The 17,774-nt window shown below is 64.0% G+C and carries 17 protein-coding genes; 11 read left to right on the top strand and 6 right to left on the bottom strand.

Features of this window, described 5'->3' with window-relative positions; translation table 11 throughout:
• Positions 1-56 precede the first annotated feature (56 nt).
• Positions 57-836, bottom strand: a complete 780-nt coding sequence (locus WCE35_RS06280) for an ABC transporter ATP-binding protein (RefSeq protein ID WP_424592481.1) — start codon at positions 834-836, stop codon at positions 57-59.
• Between the two features lie 2 nt (positions 837-838).
• A complete protein-coding gene (locus tag WCE35_RS06285) occupies positions 839-1,975 on the bottom strand; it encodes an ABC transporter permease (protein ID WP_424592482.1) in 1,137 nt (378 codons plus the stop codon).
• A 172-nt stretch (positions 1,976-2,147) separates the two neighbouring features.
• On the opposite strand from WCE35_RS06285, the gene WCE35_RS06290 reads away from it, so the two are divergent.
• From WCE35_RS06290 to WCE35_RS06300, 3 genes are read left to right on the top strand one after another with little or no spacing between them, the layout of a single operon-like run.
• Entirely contained in the window at positions 2,148-2,423 is a 276-nt protein-coding gene (locus WCE35_RS06290) for a DUF883 family protein (protein ID WP_424592483.1), read from the top strand.
• A 1-nt stretch (position 2,424) separates the two neighbouring features.
• A complete protein-coding gene (locus WCE35_RS06295) occupies positions 2,425-2,901 on the top strand; it encodes a phage holin family protein (protein ID WP_424592484.1) in 477 nt (158 codons plus the stop codon).
• 50 nt (positions 2,902-2,951) lie between these two features.
• Positions 2,952-3,362, top strand: coding sequence for a hypothetical protein (locus tag WCE35_RS06300; protein WP_424592485.1), 411 nt, complete (start codon positions 2,952-2,954; stop codon positions 3,360-3,362).
• Positions 3,363-3,366: 4 nt separating this feature from the next.
• On the opposite strand, the gene WCE35_RS06305 is transcribed toward WCE35_RS06300, so the two are convergent.
• The 3 genes from WCE35_RS06305 to WCE35_RS06315 all read right to left on the bottom strand — a co-directional run bounded on the left by WCE35_RS06305 (position 3,367) and on the right by WCE35_RS06315 (position 7,164).
• Positions 3,367-6,060 (bottom strand): GNAT family N-acetyltransferase, encoded by a 2,694-nt coding sequence (locus WCE35_RS06305; RefSeq protein ID WP_424592486.1) that lies wholly within the window; start codon positions 6,058-6,060, stop codon positions 3,367-3,369.
• Between the two features lie 146 nt (positions 6,061-6,206).
• The gene (locus WCE35_RS06310) at positions 6,207-6,575 is read right to left on the bottom strand and encodes a hypothetical protein (protein ID WP_424592487.1); all 369 of its coding nucleotides are present in this window, start codon (positions 6,573-6,575) and stop codon (positions 6,207-6,209) included.
• 115 nt (positions 6,576-6,690) lie between these two features.
• A complete protein-coding gene (locus WCE35_RS06315; protein WP_424592488.1) occupies positions 6,691-7,164 on the bottom strand; it encodes an Hsp20/alpha crystallin family protein in 474 nt (157 codons plus the stop codon).
• A gap of 134 nt (positions 7,165-7,298) precedes the next feature.
• Between WCE35_RS06315 and WCE35_RS06320 the strand changes: the two genes are divergently transcribed.
• From WCE35_RS06320 to WCE35_RS06330, 3 genes are read left to right on the top strand one after another with little or no spacing between them, the layout of a single operon-like run.
• Positions 7,299-8,282, top strand: coding sequence for a zinc-dependent alcohol dehydrogenase family protein (locus WCE35_RS06320; protein WP_424592489.1), 984 nt, complete (start codon positions 7,299-7,301; stop codon positions 8,280-8,282).
• A complete protein-coding gene (locus tag WCE35_RS06325; protein ID WP_424592490.1) occupies positions 8,279-9,835 on the top strand; it encodes an AAA family ATPase in 1,557 nt (518 codons plus the stop codon). Before WCE35_RS06320 ends, WCE35_RS06325 begins: the two co-directional genes overlap by 4 nt.
• Positions 9,832-10,665, top strand: a complete 834-nt coding sequence (locus WCE35_RS06330; protein WP_424592491.1) for a CHAD domain-containing protein — start codon at positions 9,832-9,834, stop codon at positions 10,663-10,665. The genes WCE35_RS06325 and WCE35_RS06330 overlap by 4 nt, the downstream gene beginning before the upstream one ends.
• A 123-nt stretch (positions 10,666-10,788) precedes the next feature.
• Here WCE35_RS06330 and WCE35_RS06335 read toward each other — a convergent pair whose 3' ends face one another.
• Positions 10,789-12,627, bottom strand: coding sequence for a PHA/PHB synthase family protein (locus WCE35_RS06335; protein ID WP_424592492.1), 1,839 nt, complete (start codon positions 12,625-12,627; stop codon positions 10,789-10,791).
• 157 nt (positions 12,628-12,784) lie between these two features.
• Between WCE35_RS06335 and mgtA the strand changes: the two genes are divergently transcribed.
• The 5 genes from mgtA to WCE35_RS06360 all read left to right on the top strand — a co-directional run bounded on the left by mgtA (position 12,785) and on the right by WCE35_RS06360 (position 17,665).
• A complete protein-coding gene (mgtA, locus tag WCE35_RS06340; RefSeq protein ID WP_424592493.1) occupies positions 12,785-15,346 on the top strand; it encodes a magnesium-translocating P-type ATPase in 2,562 nt (853 codons plus the stop codon).
• A gap of 87 nt (positions 15,347-15,433) precedes the next feature.
• Complete coding sequence (locus tag WCE35_RS06345; RefSeq protein WP_424592494.1) at positions 15,434-16,270, top strand: universal stress protein; 837 nt, start codon at positions 15,434-15,436, stop codon at positions 16,268-16,270.
• A gap of 56 nt (positions 16,271-16,326) precedes the next feature.
• Positions 16,327-16,653, top strand: coding sequence for a c-type cytochrome (locus WCE35_RS06350; RefSeq protein WP_424592495.1), 327 nt, complete (start codon positions 16,327-16,329; stop codon positions 16,651-16,653).
• Positions 16,654-16,748: 95 nt separating this feature from the next.
• A complete protein-coding gene (locus WCE35_RS06355; protein WP_424592496.1) occupies positions 16,749-17,471 on the top strand; it encodes a CBS domain-containing protein in 723 nt (240 codons plus the stop codon).
• 17 nt (positions 17,472-17,488) lie between these two features.
• Positions 17,489-17,665, top strand: coding sequence for a hypothetical protein (locus tag WCE35_RS06360; RefSeq protein WP_424592497.1), 177 nt, complete (start codon positions 17,489-17,491; stop codon positions 17,663-17,665).
• Positions 17,666-17,774 lie beyond the last annotated feature (109 nt).

Consider the following 17,774-nt stretch of genomic DNA (forward strand, 5'->3'; position numbering starts at 1 on the left):
ATCGCCGCCAGGACGAAGGCGCCGACAACAACGAAGGGAGCGCGTGTTTCCATCTCTTAACTCGCTTTTGGCTGCAGCATCAGGGAGCGCTTGCCGTGAAAATAGGCCCGCACCCAGGGATGCTCGGATTGAAGCAGGTCACGCATCGGTCCGATCGCGACGATCTTGCCGTCCGCCAGCGCCGCGACGCGATCGCAGACGGTATTCAGGCTGGCAAGGTCATGGGTCACCATGAACACGGTCAGCCCCAGCGTCCTTTGCAGGGTCTTGATCAGGACGTCGAAATCGCCGGCCGCTATCGGATCCAGTCCCGAGGTCGGTTCATCGAGGAACACGATCGTGGGGTCGAGCGCGAGCGCCCGCGCCAGCGCCACGCGCTTGGTCATGCCGCCGGACAATTCGGACGGAAACTTGTCGCCGTCCTCCGGCATCAGCCCGACCATTTCCAGCTTCGCGGTGGCGATCTCATCCATCAGCGCCTGCGACAGCACCAGATTTTCGCGCAACGGAAACTGGATGTTCTGCCGCACCGTCAGCGACGAAAACAGCGCCCCCTGCTGGAACAGGATGCCCCATTTGCCGGCGGCGCTTTGCGCGCTCCGACTACGGGTATCGCCGATCGCCGTGCCCATTACCTCGATCGTCCCGCTTCGCCGCGGAATCAGCCCGATGATGGTTCGCATCAACACCGACTTGCCGCCGCCGGACGCGCCGACCAGGCCGAGAATTTCGCCTTTTCGGACCTCCAGCGCCAGATGGTCGATCACGATCTGCCTGCCGAAACCGACGACAAGGTCGCTGACACGGATGGCGAGCTGCGGAGTTCCTCCCGGCATCGTCACATTCCGATCGAGGCAAAGAACACTGCGAACAGCCCGTCGAGCACGATCACCAGGAAGATCGACTTGACGACCGACGTCGTGGTCTGCTTGCCGAGCGATTCCGCGCTTCCCTTGACCCGCAAACCTTCGCTGCTGGCGACAATGCCGATCGCGAGCGCCATGAACGGCGCCTTGATAATGCCGACCTTGAAGCTGGTTACCGATACGGCATCATGCAGCCGCTCAATGAAGATCGCCGGCCCCATGCCACCATAGAACCAGGCCACCAGGCCGCCGCCATACAGCGCCGCCATCGACCCGATGAAGCTCAGGATGGGCAGTGCGCAGATCAACGCAAGAACGCGGGGCAGGATCAGCACCTCGACGGGGTCAAGACCCATGGTCGAGAGCGCGTCGATCTCCTCCCGCATCTTCATCGAACCGAGTTCGGCGGTGTAGGCGCTGCCAGAGCGGCCGGCAACCATGATCGCGACGATCAACACGCCGAGTTCCCGCAGCACCAGAATGCCGACCATGTCGACAACGTAGGAATCGGCGCCGAATTTGCGGAAATGAAAAAAGCCCTGTTGCGCGATGATCGCCCCGATCAGGAACGTGATCAGCACCATGATCGGTATCCCCTGCCAGCCGACCCTGTAGAGCTGGTAGACCAGCGACGTCAGGCGCAACGATCGCGGCCGGCGCAGCACGCCGACAAGGGCAAGGAACAGCGCGCCCAGCATCTGCAGGAAGACGGCCACGTCCTCGGTCGCGCCGAATGCGGAACGGCCGACATCGCTCACCTTGACCAGCACCGGGTTGGGGGCCGGCGCCGGAACGGGATTGTGCCGGTTGACCTGACGGACCTCCTCGATCAGCCCGGCGTAGTCGTCTGCCACGCCGACCATCTCGGCGCGGTGACCGGCCGATTGCGCACGCCGGGTCATTTTCTCGATCAGCCAGGCGCCGACCGTGTCGAGTTCGCGCACGCCGGCCATGTCGACCCGGACCGCCGCCGACCGGTCGAGCTGGGGCGCAATTGCCGCGGACAGTGCCTCCAGGGTGGTCACGCTGGCTGCGGTCCAGGAGCCGGCTGGACGCAACTCGAGCACGTCGCCGACGGGTTCAGCCGCTAACAGAGGTGGGATCGCCAATTTCCAATTTCCTCATTCAGTCGCAACGCGGTTCTTAAGCCAGTCCGGATGTTTGCGGTTGACTTGGCTCAATAGCAAGGCGACGGCCCCGCCTGGCCTGTTGACGCAAATCAAGTGCGGTCCGGAGGGCTTGCGTAGGATTTGGCCAATTATGCAACGAGGATGTGGTCCAATGTTTGATTCGAGCGGACTGGGCGATGAACTGCGGGCACTCAAGGGCGAGGTCGCTCGGCTGCTGAGCACGCCGGGTGAGAGCCTTTTTGACACTTCCCGGGAGCGCGCCGAAGCGCTCGCCGATCAGGTCAAAGCCGCAATGAATGAGCTCGGCAACACCTTGAGCGAGCAGGAGGAGAACCTCGAGGAGCTGATATCGGCCCGCCCGGTCGCCTCGCTGGCATCGGCGTTCGCGATTGGCGTCGTGGTCGGCCTGCTTTTGAGGAGGCATTAGGGTGAATACCGAAAACATCGTCAGGCATCTGCGCGTGCTGTGGCGCACCGACCGCATCATCGCCGATATCCGGATGCGCCATTTGCTGGTTGGCTTTGGCCTCAGGGCCTTTGCGGCGCTGATCGCGGCTTTCGGCCTGTTGATGCTGGAGCTGTCGGCCTATTTCGCGCTGGTTCAGATCGTGAACGCCATTGCCGCGGCCGCCATCCTCGGCGGAGTCAATTTTGTCATCGCGGCGATCCTGTTCATGGTCGCGGCGAGGCCGCCGAAGGGGCGCGAGCTCGATCTCGCCACCGAAATTCACGGCTCCTCGATCGAGGCGCTGCAGCTCGAGGCGCGCGCGATGCAGTCGCAGGTCACCGGCGTCATCCACCACCCGTTGAATGGAATCCTGCCTTTGCTGGTGCCGCTGATTACGATCGTCATCAAGAGTCTCCGGAAGCCCGCCGCCGCCACGCACGCGGCCCAGCCAAAATAACCGCGGCCGCGCGGCACGAGCTCTCCACCGAACCAACAAGGAGCGACCGGATGTCGTCATCACCGTCCAAACCGATCCTCAATACATCGCTGCCGCCTCAGTTCAGGCAGATACGCATCGAGCTCGCGCGTGAGCCCGGCCATCCCGAGGGCGACGCCGCCACCGCCTATATCATCGTGGCGCCACTCGACACCGAGGACCGGATCGATCCAAAACTCTGGCGGGAGCATCGCGAAGCCTGCCGGATCACCCGTTTGCGCCCCGATCACGACGACGCCCGGGGCCATCTCCTGCATCGTCCCGATGGCAGCTGGGCGTTCCACTACGACAGCGACGCCAGCCTGCCCGACGCGGTCGGATTTCATTTCGCGGATGAACGCTTTGTTCCCGGCGAATACGTCTCGATCAACGAAGGCGGCAAGATGCACACCTATCGCGTGGTGTCGGTATCGCACCTTTAGGGGCTCAAAGCGCGAGTTTCACGTTGCAGACGTCATGTTCAGCGGGATCGGCCTTCACCTCGAAGCCCAGATCCCGGCACATCTGCAGCATCACGGTGTTTTCCCGCAGCACGTCGCCCGAGATGGCTTTCAGTCCCTCTGATCTGGCATATTCGATGATCAGTTGCATCAGCGCCCAGCCCAGCCCCCTGCCCTTCAGATCGGACCGGAGCAGGATGGCGTATTCGCCGTTCTCATAGATCGAATCCGAGTGGATCCGGACCACGCCGACCATCGCATTGGTGGTCTCGTCGAATGCGACGAAGGCCATGGCGCGGGCATAGTCGAGCTGGGTCAGCCGAGCGATGAATTCGTGGGTAAATTGCTTCATCGGCGCGAAGAACCGCAGCCGCAGATCCTCGCGGGTGACGTGCCGCAGGAATTCATGAATCAGCGGCTCATCCTCGGGGCGAATCGGGCGCGCAAAGACCCGCCAGCCATCCTTGATCTGCAGATGCCGCTGCCACTGCGACGGATAAGGCCGCACCGCGAAGTTGGCCGGGCCTGAGCCGCCGAATTTTCGGGCTACCCGCCGGACGGCAACGCGCGCGTCGACCGCCAGAACGCCGGCCTCATCCGCCAGCAGGGGATTGACGTCGAGTTCGCGTATCTCGGGGATGTCGGCCGCCATCTGCGCCAGCTTGACCAGAACCATCGCCACCGCATCCTGCTTGACCGCGGGCACGTCCCGATACGCTCGCAATAGCCGCGAGACGCGGGTGCACTCGATCATGTCACGGGCCAGTCGCAGATCGAGCGGCGGCAGCGCCAGCGCCTTGTCGTTGATGATCTCGACCGCCGTGCCGCCGTGGCCGAACGCGATCACGGTGCCAAAGGTCGGATCGTCGGCGAGGCCCAGGATGAGTTCGCGCGCCTTCGGGCGCACGATCATGGCCTGGACGATGACTCCGGCTATCCGCGCTTCCGGGCGCAGCTTCTTGGCGCGCGCCAGAATTTCCGCCGTCGCGGTCCGCACGGCAGCCGCGCTCGTCAGATTGAGAACGACGCCGCGGACGTCGGATTTGTGGACGATGTCGCGCGACATGATCTTCAGCACCACCGTCATGCCCTGCGCGAACAGGGCCGAAGCATGCGCGACAGCCTGCTCCGCGTCCACAGCTGCGAAGGTCGGCACGACGGCGATGTCGTAGGCATCGAGCAGCCGCTTGATTTCGAGCGGATCGAGCCACTCCCGACCGTCCGCCATCGCCGCGGCGACGATCTGTCGGGCGGCGTCGACATCAGGCGCGAACGTGCTCGGCATCGCGGGCGGCACCTGCGCCAGCGTCTCCACCACCTCGCGGTGCCGCACCAGGTGCATGAAGCCGCGCACCGCATCGTCTTCGGTCGGGTAATTGGGAATCCCGGCACCGCTCAGCAAATCGCCGATTCTTGGGTCCGCCCCGACCCACACCGCCAGCACTGGCTTGGCCGAATTCAGGTGCTGCTGCCGGTATTTCAGCACCACTTCGGTGACCGTAGCGGCGATCACGTCGGCTGGCGCAATCGCGGTCTGCACGTTCATCACCAGGATCGCATCGTTGCTGGCGTCGGCCAACAGCACCTCCAGCGCCGCTTGATAACGCGTTTCGTCGGCATCGCCGATGATATCGACGGGATTGGAGCCCGACCATGTCGGCGGCAGTACCGCGTCAAGCTTCTCGCGCGCCGCCGCCGAGATGGCCGCGGCAATCCCTCCCAGCTCGACCACCCGGTCGACCGCGAGCACGCCAATGCCGCCGCCATTGGTCAGGATCGCCAGCCGCTTCCCCGGCGGCGGTGCCACACGGCCCAGTGTCTCGGCGCAATCGAACAGCTCGCGAAGATCGGACACCCGCAATATGCCGGCACGACGGAACGCGGCATCGTATACTGCATCGGAACCCGCGAGCGCGCCGGTGTGGGTCGCGGCGGCCTTGGCGCCCTGCGCCATGCGGCCGGACTTGACCGCAACCACCGGCTTGATCCGCGCCGCGGCGCGCGCCGCCGACATGAACTTGCGGGCGTCCTTGATCGCTTCGACATAGAGCAGAATGGCCCGCGTCTTGTCATCCAGCGCGAAATAGTCGAGCAGGTCGGCGATATCGACGTCGAGCTGGTCGCCGATGGAGACGATGCCGGCAAAGCCGACGCGGCGCGGCGCCGCCCAATCCACCATGCCGGCGGCGATGGCGCCCGATTGCGAGATCAGCGCCAGGTTTCCCGCGACCGGCATGTGCGCCGAGAAACTCGCATTGAGATTGGCGGCCGGCATCATGACGCCGAGGCAATTCGGCCCTATCAGCCGCATTCCATATTTTCGTGCGGCAGCTTCGACGGCTTCCGCCAGCGAACCTGCGCCATGGCCGAGACCGGCCGTGACAATGACGGCGCCGGCCGCCCCCTTTTTTCCTGCCTCATCGATCAGGCCTGGAACCGTTGCCGCCGGCGCGGTGATGATGACGAGTTCGGGCGCAAAGGGCAATTTCGCAAGACTACCAGTTGTCGCGACGCCGCCGATTTCCGCGTGACGCGGATTGACCAGTGCAAACTCCCCCTTGAATTTGGCCTTGAGGATATTGCCGAGGATAGCCCGACCCACAGAGCCCCGCCGTGGACTCGCTCCCACCAAGGCAGCCGAACGCGGCGAAAGCAAATTCCTGAGACGATAAGTCGACATCTGCGCGATTGCCTCGACGGGTGGTCTCGATGATCCATCAGGTCCGGGAATTGAGCCGGATCAAAGACCGCGCGAACATTTCATGCGACCGTCCACCGACGTGCTGCTGCTCCGCCCGAAACGATCGGGCGGAGCAGAGCAGAGCATCAGTTTTGCCGCCAGGATTCGACCAGCTTCGAGGTGTTGTCGATCACCCGCTCGCTGTGCTTCATCAGCCGTTCCGTGTCCCTGCGAATGAAATCCAGCTGGTGCCGGGCGCACTCCTGATACATCGCGCCGAGATCCTTGACGGAATGCGCGCCCGCCATCTTCGAAAGAAACTCATTGAACAGTTTCGTCTCGGTTATCGCGCGGTCAAGCACCTCGTTTCCCGCGAACAGCATTTCGTCCAGCCATACATTCCGGGCATCGGCCAAATAGTACAGCGCGTATTTGTTCGCCTTGGTCATTTGCGAGGCAGCGTCATCGGTGAGATATCCGTTGGTCGCGGCGCCCTGTTCAGCCAGCTCTGTCATAGCAATCTCCTGTATGCTTGTTCAATCATGCCGAGCACGGGAGCCTCGGGCATCGACCATCTTCCCGGTTATGGCGGGGCGTGAGCCGTGCCGCGCGGATCACGCTTAAGTTGATTCAGGCCGCGGTCTTGATGTCGATCTGCTTCGATTGCCTGGGCGCCGGCTTTTGCACCGTCACCTTCAAAACGCCGTTGGCGATTTCTGCGCTGATATCCTCGGGCTTGACCCCGGTTGGCAGCTCGACCGTGCGCGAAAACGAGCCGAAGCTGCGCTCGACGAGATGATAATTCTTTTCCTTCTCTTCGCGTTCGCTCTTTTTCTCGCCGCGAATGGTCAACACATTATCGGCGATATTGAGAACGACGTCTTTTTTCTCGAGGCCGGGCAGTTCCGCCGCGATCTCGATCACCTTGTCGGTTTCGCTGATATCCATGCTCGGGATCGCTGCGGGCGCCGTGAAGGCCGGGAAACCTCGGGAGAAACCTTCGAACAGCCGGTCGATCTCCTGCTGCAGGAAGGAAAAAGGATTGGCCTCGCGACGCGCCACGGCGCGCTCGGTGCCGACGGGAATGATGGATTGCTTGGTCATGGGAGTGCCTCCTGTGGTTGGGCCTGATCGACCGTAGACGCCTAGGCGCTCCCGGGATCTGCTTCCTTGAGGGAAATCAAACGGAAGTTCTGTTCACGTCGATATGATTTTGAGTTGCCGAAGGAAGCTCGAGAATGCAGGCCATGGTCGCGGAGGCACCCGGTGCGCCGCTCGTTTTGTGTGAGCGGCCCGATACCAAGCCTGGCCCGGGCATGGTTGGTATCCGCATCGGTGCCTGCGGCGTTTGTCGCACCGATCTTCATGTCAGCGACGGCGAATTGCCTGACATCCCCTATCCGATCGTGCCGGGTCACGAGGTCGTCGGACGGGTCGATGCGCTGGGACCGGGCGTGACGTCATTGCGCCTCGGCGAACGGGTGGGAGTCCCATGGCTTGGCGCGACCTGCGGCGCCTGTCGCTATTGCCGTGAGGATCGCGAAAATCTTTGCGATGCCCCGGTCTTTACCGGCTACACGCGCGACGGCGGATTTGCCTCGCATCTGGTGGCCAACCCGCGCTACTGTTTTCCGCTCGGCGAGACCGGCGAGGACACGGCGCTCGCGCCGCTTCTTTGCGCGGGCCTGATCGGCTGGCGCTCGCTGACCATGACGGGTGAGGCGCAACATCTCGGATTATACGGCTTCGGCGCCGCGGCGCATATCGTGGCGCAGGTCGCGCGCTGGCAGGAGCGCATTGTCTACGCGTTTACACGAACCGGAGACACGGCCGCCCAGCAGTTCGCGCTTTCGCTGGGCGCCGCCTGGGCCGGTGCTTCGGAAGATCTCCCGCCGGAGCCGCTCGATGCAGCCATCCTGTTCGCGCCCGTCGGCGCACTGGTTCCGACCGCGTTACGCGCGGTCCGCAAAGGCGGGCGCGTGGTCTGCGCCGGCATACACATGTCAGATATTCCTGCTTTCCCCTATCGTCTGCTGTGGCAGGAACGCCAAATCATCTCGGTCGCCAATCTGACGCGCGCCGACGGCGAGGCATTTCTCGCCATCGCGCCCGCGGTCGGGATCCGGACGCACACCACGATCTATCCGCTTCGCGAAGCCAATGCGGCGCTTGCCGCGCTCCGGAGCGGCGCACTGGTCGGCGCCGCGGTGCTGCAACCATGAACCATGACCGCACGTCGTCATCGCGCGAGACCGACCAGAGTGCCGTGCTTCGCTTTCTCGCCGATGCCGAGCCCGGCGCGCAGCGGATCGACACCCACGCCTCGATCGTCTTTCTGGGGAAGGAACGCGTGCTCAAGATCAAGCGCGCGGTGCGGCTGCCGTTTCTGGACTACTCGACCCCGGACAAACGCAGGCGCGCCTGCGAAGAGGAGCTCAAGGTCAATATTCCCTTTGCGCCTCGGCTCTACCGCCGTGTGGTCCCCATTACGCATGGCAAGGCTGGCCTCGCCATCGATGGCACGGGCATCCCGGTCGAGTGGGCGGTCGAGATGGCGCGATTTGACGAGACCCGCAGCCTGGACCGCATCGCCGCTGCCGCGGAAATACCGCCGACCCTCGCAGCCTCGCTGGCGGATGCGATTGACGACGCCCACCACAAAGCGGCGCCGGCGCAGGGCATCTCGTGGCTGAATTCGATCGCAGAAATCATCGACCGCAATACCGCAAGGTTTCGCAGCGCCAGGGGATTGTCGGGCGACGCCGTCGACCGGCTCGACGCCCTGAGCCATGCCGCGCACGGCGCCCAGGCCTCGCTGCTCGCGGCGCGCGCCGACGCGGGCTGGGTGCGGCACTGCCATGGCGATCTTCATCTTGGCAACATCGTGCTGATTGACGACAAGCCGGTGCTGTTCGATGCCATCGAATTCGATCCGGTCATCGCCACGACCGACATCCTCTATGATCTTGCGTTCCCGCTGATGGATTTGTTCCGGTTCGGGCAGGCCGCGGCGGCAAATGCCCTGTTCAATCGCTATTTCGGTATGGCGAACGAGGCCAACCGCAACGCGCTCGCGCTGCTGCCGCTGTTCCTTTCCATGCGTGCGGCCATCCGCGCCCATGTGCTGTTCACGAAGAGCGAGCAGAGCGAGGACGATACATCGGCGTGGAACGAGGCGAAGCGCTATTTCGACCTCGCGGTTCGCCTGATCGATCCCGAACCGCCCTGCATGGTAGCGGTGGGCGGATTGTCGGGCACCGGCAAGAGCGTCGCCAGCCGGGCGATCGCGCCGCTGCTCGGGCCACCACCTGGCGCCCTCATCCTCCGCTCCGACGTGATCCGCAAGGCGCGCTTCGGCGTTGCCGAGACGACGCACCTGCCGCCTTCGGCCTATGAGCCGGCGGTCACCGGGCTGGTGTACCAGGCGTTGATGGACCACGCCCGCCACACCGCCGAACAGGGCTGCTCGGTCGTGCTCGATTCGGCGTTCCTGCGAGGTACGGAACGCGCAGCCTTCGCCGCGACGCCCCCGGCGGCGGTCCGGCACATCGGGCTCTTTCTGGAGGCCGACCGCCCGACGCGGCTCGCGCGCATCGAAGCACGACGCAAGGATGCTTCCGATGCTTCCGATGCGACCGCGGCGGTGGCGGTGGTGCAGGAAGCCATGACCGAGGGCGATCTCGATTGGCCGCGTATCGACGCCAACGGGACACCGGCCGAGACGCTGGCACGCTGCATGCCCTACCTGCCCACGATCAACGCGGCGGACACATGACCGCCCGTAACCCACGCCGGCTGGAGACCGTGCTCGATTGCCAGGGAGCCTTCCAGCAGATCGCGCGGGAATGCCTGGCCGAGCTTCGGCATCGGGAGGCGGCCGCCCGCCGGGGCGACGCCGAGGCGATCCACCGCATGCGCATCGCGGTGACAAAACTGCGTTCGGCGCGAAAATTCTTCGCGGCCATGACGTGGGATGCCAGCTGGCCGGGGCTGAAACGGGAACTACGCTGGCTCAATGCGGCGCTGGGCGCGGCGCGGGACAGCGATGTGGCGGCCGGCCAGTCCGAAGCCATGCCGATCCGATCGGCGCCAGCTACGCGCAAAATTGTCAGTCGACATGTGACAGACAGCCATCGCCGGCTGACCCGGGCGCTTCGCTCAGAACGCTATCACCGGTTTGCCGCAGCGCTCGCGCGCTGGATCGAAGCCGGGCCGTGGGTGACGGAACCAGCCGCCGCCGCCCGCCACCGGCGGATGCGGCCGCTCGCGGACCACGGAAGGCGTCGGCTGGCGCGCTGGAAGAAGCGTCTCAGCCAGAAGGCCGACAGGCTCTCCAATGAGAAGCAGCGCCACCGGCTGCGGATCGAGGCCAAGCGCTTTCGATACATGAGCGAGGCTTTGAAGAGGCTCGGCGTGCCGGAAAGCGGCGGGCAGGCCAGCGCCCGGAAGGCCGCGGCGCGCGTGCAGAATGCGCTTGGCGATCTCCGCGATATCAGGCGCTTTCGGCGGATATACGCGCGGCGTCATCCCGACCGTCGTTCGGATCGGCGGCGAAAGAAAAAACTGCTGCGCGAAGCCACCAAAGCTCTCCGCCGGCTTGCCTGATGCACGCCGGCGCAGTTCGCGACTAGATCATGATCCGATTAGATTGAATCAGATCATGATCTCGTCTCTTTGTTTGAGCATGATCTTTCCGGAAAACCGATTCTCACTTTTCCGGATCATGCTCTAGCGTTGACGAACATAGCTTCCCGGCGCGTCAGCCAGCGGCGCGCCGTCGCTCCCCGCTTCTGCTAACGCGGGCGGCGCCATCGGCGGGCCGGATCGTTCGGCAAGGAATTGCACCCAGGCGGGCCACCACGAGCCTTCCACCGCCGTCGCCATCCGCGCCCAGTCCTCCGGCCCGACATAGGGTCCATCGGCCTTCTTGCCCATGATCTTGTAGTGATGCCCGCCCTCTGTCGGCGGCGCGACGATCCCGGCATTGTGCCCGCCGCTCGCCAGCACGAAAGTCACCTCGGCGTCGGCCAGAAAGTGAATCTTGTGCGCCGAACGCCAGGGCGCGACATGATCGCGCTCAGTGCCCACCACGAACATCGGCGCATGCAGATCGGACAGCGCGATCGGCCTGCCATTGGCGAGATAACGCCCCTCGGCGAGATCGTTATGGAGAAACAGCTTGTGCAAATAGTCCGCATGCATCCGGAACGGCATCCGTGTGGCGTCGGCATTCCAGGCCATCAGGTCGCTCAACGGCGCACGCTCACCCAGCAGATAATCGCGCACCACGCGCGACCAGATCAGGTCGTTCGAGCGCAGCATCCGGAACGCACCGGCCATTTGCTGGGTGCCAAGCACCCCGCGTTCCCACATCATATCCTCCATGAAGGTGACCTGGCTCTCGTTGATAAAGAGCGTCAGTTCGCCCGCTTCGGTAAAATCCGTCTGCGCAGCCAGCAGCGTCAGCGTGCGAAGGCCAGCGCGGCGTTCCGGCGACATGGCCGCGGCAGCGATCGCCAGAAGCGTACCGCCGAGGCAGTAGCCCGCGGCATGGATGTCGCGCCCCGGAACGATGCTTTGCACCGCGGACAACGCAGCCTCGACGCCGAGTTCACGATAATCTTCGATCGACAGGTCACGGTCATCCGCGGTTGGGTTCAGCCACGAAATCATAAAAACCGTAAAACCTTGTGAAGTCAGATAGTTAACCAGAGAATTCTGCGGCGAAAGATCAAGAATGTAATATTTCATGATCCAGGCCGGAACGATCAGTACCGGCTCGGGCCGTACCGTCGAAGTCGTGGGCGCGTACTGGATCAGTTCGATCAGCCGGTTGCGAAAGACGACCTTTCCCTTTGCGGTCGCTACGTTCCTTCCGACGACGAAATCATCGCTGCCGTCCACGCTGTCCTGGGTCGAGAGCGTCCGGCAATCCCTCAGCCAGTTGTGAAAGCCTTCGACAAAGTTGACGCCGCCCGTCTCGAATGCTTTCCGGATCACTTCCGGATTGACGAACGGAAAATTGGTCGGCGCGACGGTATCGAGCAACTGCCGCAGGGTGAAGGCCGTAATCGCAGCGTTGGCGTGGGAGACGCCGCGCACCTCGGTAGCCGTCTGCCACCAGTGCTGGCCGAGGAGGAATGCCTGCGCCGTCAGATTGAACGCCGGCAGCTGCCAGTCTGGCGAAGAAAACCGGTGATCGCCTGACAAGGGCGAGGTCAGCGACCATGGCTGATACTGCGTGAGCGGCTGAGCCGCCTGCTGCATCAAGCGTGACGAGGTCTGCAGCGCATCGGCCGCGAGCGCCAGTTGCTTGCCCGGAGACGCCGCGAGATGCAGCAACCAGTCGGCGAAAGCGAGCGATAGGGCCGCAGGCGAAAGCCCGCCCGTGAACCGGGCGGCGACCGCGTGCAAGGCGCGATCAAGTGTCGTGGCGGTAGGAGCCGTTTCTGCCGACCGGCGCGGAAGCCGCCCAGGATCCGGTGCGGCAGATTCTCCATCCGCCGGTTTCAACACCGCGCGCGGCTCCCGGACGGGCGCGGCAACAGACTCTTCGATACGGTTCATCGGAACATTCGGCGTCATAAGTCACCTCTGGTCAGGCCCACATTCTTGCAGGGTCGGCGACCGCCGACCTTGCGCTTGGTCAAAGGAAAAGGCGTAACCGCATGCGAAGGGCTTCGACCGCGGCTTGCCATTTGTCCATCCATCGAAGGAGACTGCCATGCCGGCCGTTCCTGCTGGCGCCGAAGGCCCGGCGCATCACTACGCCTTCTGGAGGGTCCCGTCGGCCACACTTCTGTCCGCGCTTGACGCCCGACGAACCGGCTTGACCCAAAGCGAGGCCGCAGCCCGGATCGAACGCTTCGGTCCGAATCTGTTCGAGGCGGCCCAGGGCGGGCCGCTTTTTTCCAAGCTGGTGGCGCGGCTTTCAAATCCCCTTGTCGCCATCCTGATCGTCGCGGCTGCGGTTTCAGGCATGAGCGGCGATTACGGCAGCCTGGTCATCATCCTCGCCGTGATATCGCTTTCGCTTACGCTGGATATTGTCCAGGAACATCGCGCCGAGCAGGCTGCAAGCGCGTTGCGCCAGTCGGTCGCCATTCATGCCGACGTATTGCGCGACGGACAGGCTCGCACGGTGCCGATCAGCGCGGTGGTGCCGGGCGACATCGTGGAGCTGCGCATCGGCGATCTGATCCCGGCCGATGGCGTCGTGCTGGATGGATATGCGCTTCAGGTCGACGAATCGCTCATGACCGGCGAGCCGTTCCCGGTCAACAAGAACACCGAACCGAGCATCGCGACGGTGCCGGCGGAGGCGCGCAATGCCCTGTTCGCGGGCACTTCCGTCGTCGCCGGCCACGGCACGATGCTGGTGGTCGAAACGGCTGTCCGGACGCGGTTCGGCGCGATTGCCGCGGCACTTGCGACGAATGCGCCGCCATCGGCGCTCGAGCGGGAGGTACGCCGGCTCGGGCTCTTGATCGTCCGGCTGACGCTGTTCCTGACGCTGTTCGTGTTGCTGGCCCATCTGGCCGCTTCCCGCCCGCCCCTGCAATCGTTCCTGTTCGCCGTCGCGCTGGCGGTCGGCCTTACGCCCGAGTTGCTTCCGATGGTGATGACGGTCACGCTCGCGCGCGGCGCGCAGCGGATGGCGGTGCGGCAGGTGATCGTCAAGCGGCTTTCGGCGATCCACGATGTCGGCGCAATGGACGTGCTTTGCGTCGACAAGACCGGCACCCTCACCGAAGCCAGGATCATGCTCACCGGATCGATCGACGGCGAAGATCGCCCAAGCGATCGGGTTCTCGAATATGCAAGCGTCAACAGTCGGCTTCAATCAGGCATGCGCGGCCCGATCGATGAGGCTATTTTACTGGCCGGGGCGGACACCGGCCAGTGGATGCGGAAGGACGAGATCGCCTTCGATTTCAGCCGTCGCTGCCTCTCGGTATCGGCCACACTCAGCGGCGAAGCCGTGCTGATTACCAAGGGCGCGCCGGAAGCGGTGCTCGCCCGCGCCGTGGCGGTCGAGATCGACGGGCTGGCGCATCCGCTCAACGACGCCTGGCGTTCCCGCCTCGAAACCCTTCAGGAAAAATACGGCGGTGCCGGCAGCCGGTTGCTGGCGGTCGCCATCAAGGCGCTAGCGCCGGACGGACCCCTGACGCGTGCTGATGAATCCAACCTCACGCTGCTCGGATTCTGTGTGTTTGCCGATCCCGTGAAGTCGGATGCCAGCAAGGCGGTATCGGAACTCGCCGCGCTCGGTATCGGTCTGAAGATCATTTCCGGCGATCAGGCGAGCGTGGTGCGGCACGTGGCCGGCGCGGTCGGCATATCGACCGATCGCCTGCTCACCGGGACCGAAATCGCGGCGCTGACGGCCAGGGCGCTGGCCGCCCAGGTCGGTCATACCAATCTGTTCGCCCGCGTCGATCCCGAGCAGAAAAAGCGAATTATCGAAGCCTTGCGCCATCGCGGCCATGTCGTCGGATTTCTGGGCGACGGCGTCAACGACGCGCCTGCGATCCACGCCGCGCATGTCGGTCTTTCGGTGGCGGGCGCGACCGAAGTCGCCCGCGCCGCGGCCGACATGATCCTGCTGGCCCCCAGCCTCAATGTTCTGGCGGCCGGCGTGCGCGAGGGCCGGCGTACGCTCGCGAACATCCTCAAATATGTCAGGATGGGCACCAGTTCGAACTTCGGCAACATGCTCTCGATGGCGCTCGCCTCCGTTGTCCTGCCGTTCCTGCCGCTTCTGCCCCTGCAGATCCTGCTCAACAATCTCCTGTACGACCTGTCCGAGGTCGGAATTCCCTTCGACGATGTGGACCGCGAAGACGTCGTGTCGCCGCAAACCTGGAACATGACGGGGATTTTGCGCTTTACGATCATCATGGGCGCAGTGTCGTCGCTGTTCGATGCCGTGACCTTTCTGGTGCTCCTGAGAGGATTCCATGCAAGCGAGACCGTGTTCCAGACCGGCTGGTTTCTGGAATCGATCACGACCCAAATCCTGGTGATCTTCCTGATCCGCTCGTCGCGCATGCCCTGGAAGGCCTCGCGCCCCCACGCGGTACTCACCGCGACCTCGCTCGGCGCTCTGGCGGCTGCCATTTTCATCGCGCTCGGACCATTTCGGGCGTGGCTTGGGTTCACCGAGCTGAGCTGGCCGGTGGCAACGACGATTGTGGGCGTGACCATTGGTTACCTGATAGCGGCTGAAGCCGCCAAGCATCTCGCAATGGCCGCGTCGCGCCGGCCGGCTGGCCCAGCTTGAGATGGATCAAACCGCGGGACCGCTTTTGGGCCTTTGATACAAAACGCGGCCGGGCGGCCGCCGATGTCGAAAGGGCGGAGAACGGCCATGCTGAAGAACCTTCTCGTTCACATTCCATCCGAACGGATGATCCGTCCGGTCGTTGACGGCGCGATCTCGCTGGCCGCGTCTCGATCCGCCCATCTCGATGCGATTTCGTGCGGTTATGAAACCGTAAACATGGGGCTGGCCGTCGAAGCCGGCGGCGCCGCGGTGGCGACAGCTTTCGAGGTCGAACATGAAAGCGCAATGGCGCGGGCCAATGCCGCGCTTGCCGTATTTGAAGCGGAGGCGCGCAACGCAGGCATCGCCTACAACCTGCGGGCCATCGCGGGCCTTCCCGTCGATGCGGCAGCTATGGTGGGCGCGTCGGCGCGCCTCCACGATCTGACGATCGTGCAGCAGCCCGAGCCGGGACGCGACACTTTTGACGATATCATGCCGACCGAAATCCTCTTTCAATCCGGTGGCCCGGTTCTCTTCGTCCCCTACACCCACAAGGGCCCGCTGGTGCCGAAGCGCATCGGGATCGCCTGGGATGGAAGCCGGCTGGCCGCGCGCGCGCTTCGTGACGCGGCGCCGTTCCTCAACCACGCAAAATCCATCACCATCATCAGCGTCAACGGCGACGAGGCGCCGGAAGATGCCTCGGCAACGGCGCTGGCGGCGCATCTGGCGCGACGGGGCCTGCCAGCGCGCACCGAACGGCTGAGCGCCGACCGCAGCGAGATACAGCCGACCATTCTGTCGATCGCCGCTGACGATGGTCTCGATCTGATCGTGATGGGTGGCTACGGGCACTCGCGCTTCCAGGAGCGCATCTTGGGCGGCGTTACGCGCGGCATGCTTCAAGCCATGACGGTGCCGACATTGATGTCTCATTGACCCCCGTTCCTGCTGCACCCCGCCTGTGATTCCGCCAGCCGAAAGGACGCGACGAAATGCGCCTTGCGAAGACCATCCGTTCCGCCGCGCTCATCCTGTTCGTCGCTTCGGCGCCGGCCCTGCCGGCGAGCGCAGCGAACGTCGAACAGGGACGCCGGCTTGCCGGTCTCTACTGCGCGAAATGCCACGCCATCGACAAGGTCAGTCCGAGCCCGCTCGTGATCGCTCCGCCGTTTCGAACGCTGCACCAGCGCTATCCGGTCGAGTCGCTGCAGGAAGCCCTGGCCGAGGGCATCGTCACCGGTCACCCCAGCATGCCGGTTTTTCGATTTGAAGCGGACCAGATCAACGACTTTCTTCTGTTTCTGAAGTCGCTCGAGTGACGCTTTCCGATCGGCGGCCGGCATTTGAGCCAGGTCAACAACCGCGTGTGCCGGCGGGCCTATGTTGCACCATTCCAAACCGGCGGAGAAATCGCATGCGCGCCCACCAGATCATGACGAAAGACGTCATTACCGTAGCCCCTCACGCGTCGATCCTGGACGCGGCCAATATCATGCTCCGGTGTCACCTCAGCGGCTTGCCGGTCGTGGATGAGCACGGCGCGCTGATCGGCATGGTCTCGGAAAGCGACTTCCTACGCCGCGGCGAAATCGGCACCGGACGCAAACGGTCGGCCTGGCTGCGATTCTTCACGGGCGCCGGCGGATCGGCGGCCGATTTCGTTCATGAGCGCGGGCGCAAGGTCGAGGACGTCATGACACGGGACGTCATCACCGTCGGCGAACAGACCCCGCTGGACGAGCTGGTGCGATTAATGGAAAGGAACGGCATCAAACGCCTGCCCGTGATGAACGGCAAAACCCTGGTCGGCATCGTCACGCGTTCGAATCTGCTGCAGGCCGTCGCCAGCCTGGTGCGTGAAATCCCGGATCCGACCGCGGACGACGATCATATCCGCGATCGCATCACCCGCGCGGTTTATGCAACGGACTGGCGCCCTGCCGGATTTCAGGTCGCGGTGCGCAACGGAATTGTCCACCTTCATGGCATCATTTTCGACGATCGCGTGCGTCAGGCGACGATCGTCGCGGCGGAGAATATCCCCGGCGTCAAGGCGGTTCACGATCACCTCTGTTTCATCGATACCTATTCGGGCTTCTACATGGAATCGCCCGAGGATATCAAGGCAGCGGGCTGAGCCGGAGGCGAGCGTTGATGGCCTGGATCCTGCGCGTCATTCTCATGGCCGCGGCGCCGATCACAGCGCTGTTCGTATCGCGCGATGCCCTCAATTTCGGCTTCGTGGAAATGCTCGTCGCGGTCATCTTGATCGCCGGCTTGGCGATGCTGGCGGCGCTGTGGACGCTGCGCCAACCCCGCGAAAGGAGTTGACCCGGATCGGCCCTGTTGCTTTTGATGGCACAATCTGCCCCAGCCAGCGGCGCTTCGTTCGGGTGCCACGGTTGGCTTTGCTTGAGATACCGACGTGCAGACTTACTAT

This window comes from Bradyrhizobium sp. (assembly GCF_049691595.1).
Classification (GTDB): domain Bacteria; phylum Pseudomonadota; class Alphaproteobacteria; order Rhizobiales; family Xanthobacteraceae; genus Bradyrhizobium.

Bases quoted from the DNA above. Each gene is read 5' to 3' on its own strand.
- WCE35_RS06280 (WP_424592481.1), bottom strand. From the start codon at position 836: ATGCCGGGAGGAACTCCGCAGCTCGCCATCCGTGTCAGCGACCTTGTC.
- WCE35_RS06290 (WP_424592483.1), top strand. From the start codon at position 2,148: ATGTTTGATTCGAGCGGACTGGGCGATGAACTGCGGGCACTCAAGGGC.
- WCE35_RS06300 (WP_424592485.1), top strand. From the start codon at position 2,952: ATGTCGTCATCACCGTCCAAACCGATCCTCAATACATCGCTGCCGCCT.
- WCE35_RS06305 (WP_424592486.1), bottom strand. From the start codon at position 6,060: ATGTCGACTTATCGTCTCAGGAATTTGCTTTCGCCGCGTTCGGCTGCC.
- WCE35_RS06310 (WP_424592487.1), bottom strand. From the start codon at position 6,575: ATGACAGAGCTGGCTGAACAGGGCGCCGCGACCAACGGATATCTCACC.
- WCE35_RS06315 (WP_424592488.1), bottom strand. From the start codon at position 7,164: ATGACCAAGCAATCCATCATTCCCGTCGGCACCGAGCGCGCCGTGGCG.
- WCE35_RS06320 (WP_424592489.1), top strand. From the start codon at position 7,299: ATGCAGGCCATGGTCGCGGAGGCACCCGGTGCGCCGCTCGTTTTGTGT.
- WCE35_RS06325 (WP_424592490.1), top strand. From the start codon at position 8,279: ATGAACCATGACCGCACGTCGTCATCGCGCGAGACCGACCAGAGTGCC.
- WCE35_RS06330 (WP_424592491.1), top strand. From the start codon at position 9,832: ATGACCGCCCGTAACCCACGCCGGCTGGAGACCGTGCTCGATTGCCAG.
- WCE35_RS06335 (WP_424592492.1), bottom strand. From the start codon at position 12,627: ATGAACCGTATCGAAGAGTCTGTTGCCGCGCCCGTCCGGGAGCCGCGC.
- mgtA (WP_424592493.1), top strand. From the start codon at position 12,785: ATGCCGGCCGTTCCTGCTGGCGCCGAAGGCCCGGCGCATCACTACGCC.
- WCE35_RS06345 (WP_424592494.1), top strand. From the start codon at position 15,434: ATGCTGAAGAACCTTCTCGTTCACATTCCATCCGAACGGATGATCCGT.
- WCE35_RS06350 (WP_424592495.1), top strand. From the start codon at position 16,327: ATGCGCCTTGCGAAGACCATCCGTTCCGCCGCGCTCATCCTGTTCGTC.
- WCE35_RS06355 (WP_424592496.1), top strand. From the start codon at position 16,749: ATGCGCGCCCACCAGATCATGACGAAAGACGTCATTACCGTAGCCCCT.
- WCE35_RS06360 (WP_424592497.1), top strand. From the start codon at position 17,489: ATGGCCTGGATCCTGCGCGTCATTCTCATGGCCGCGGCGCCGATCACA.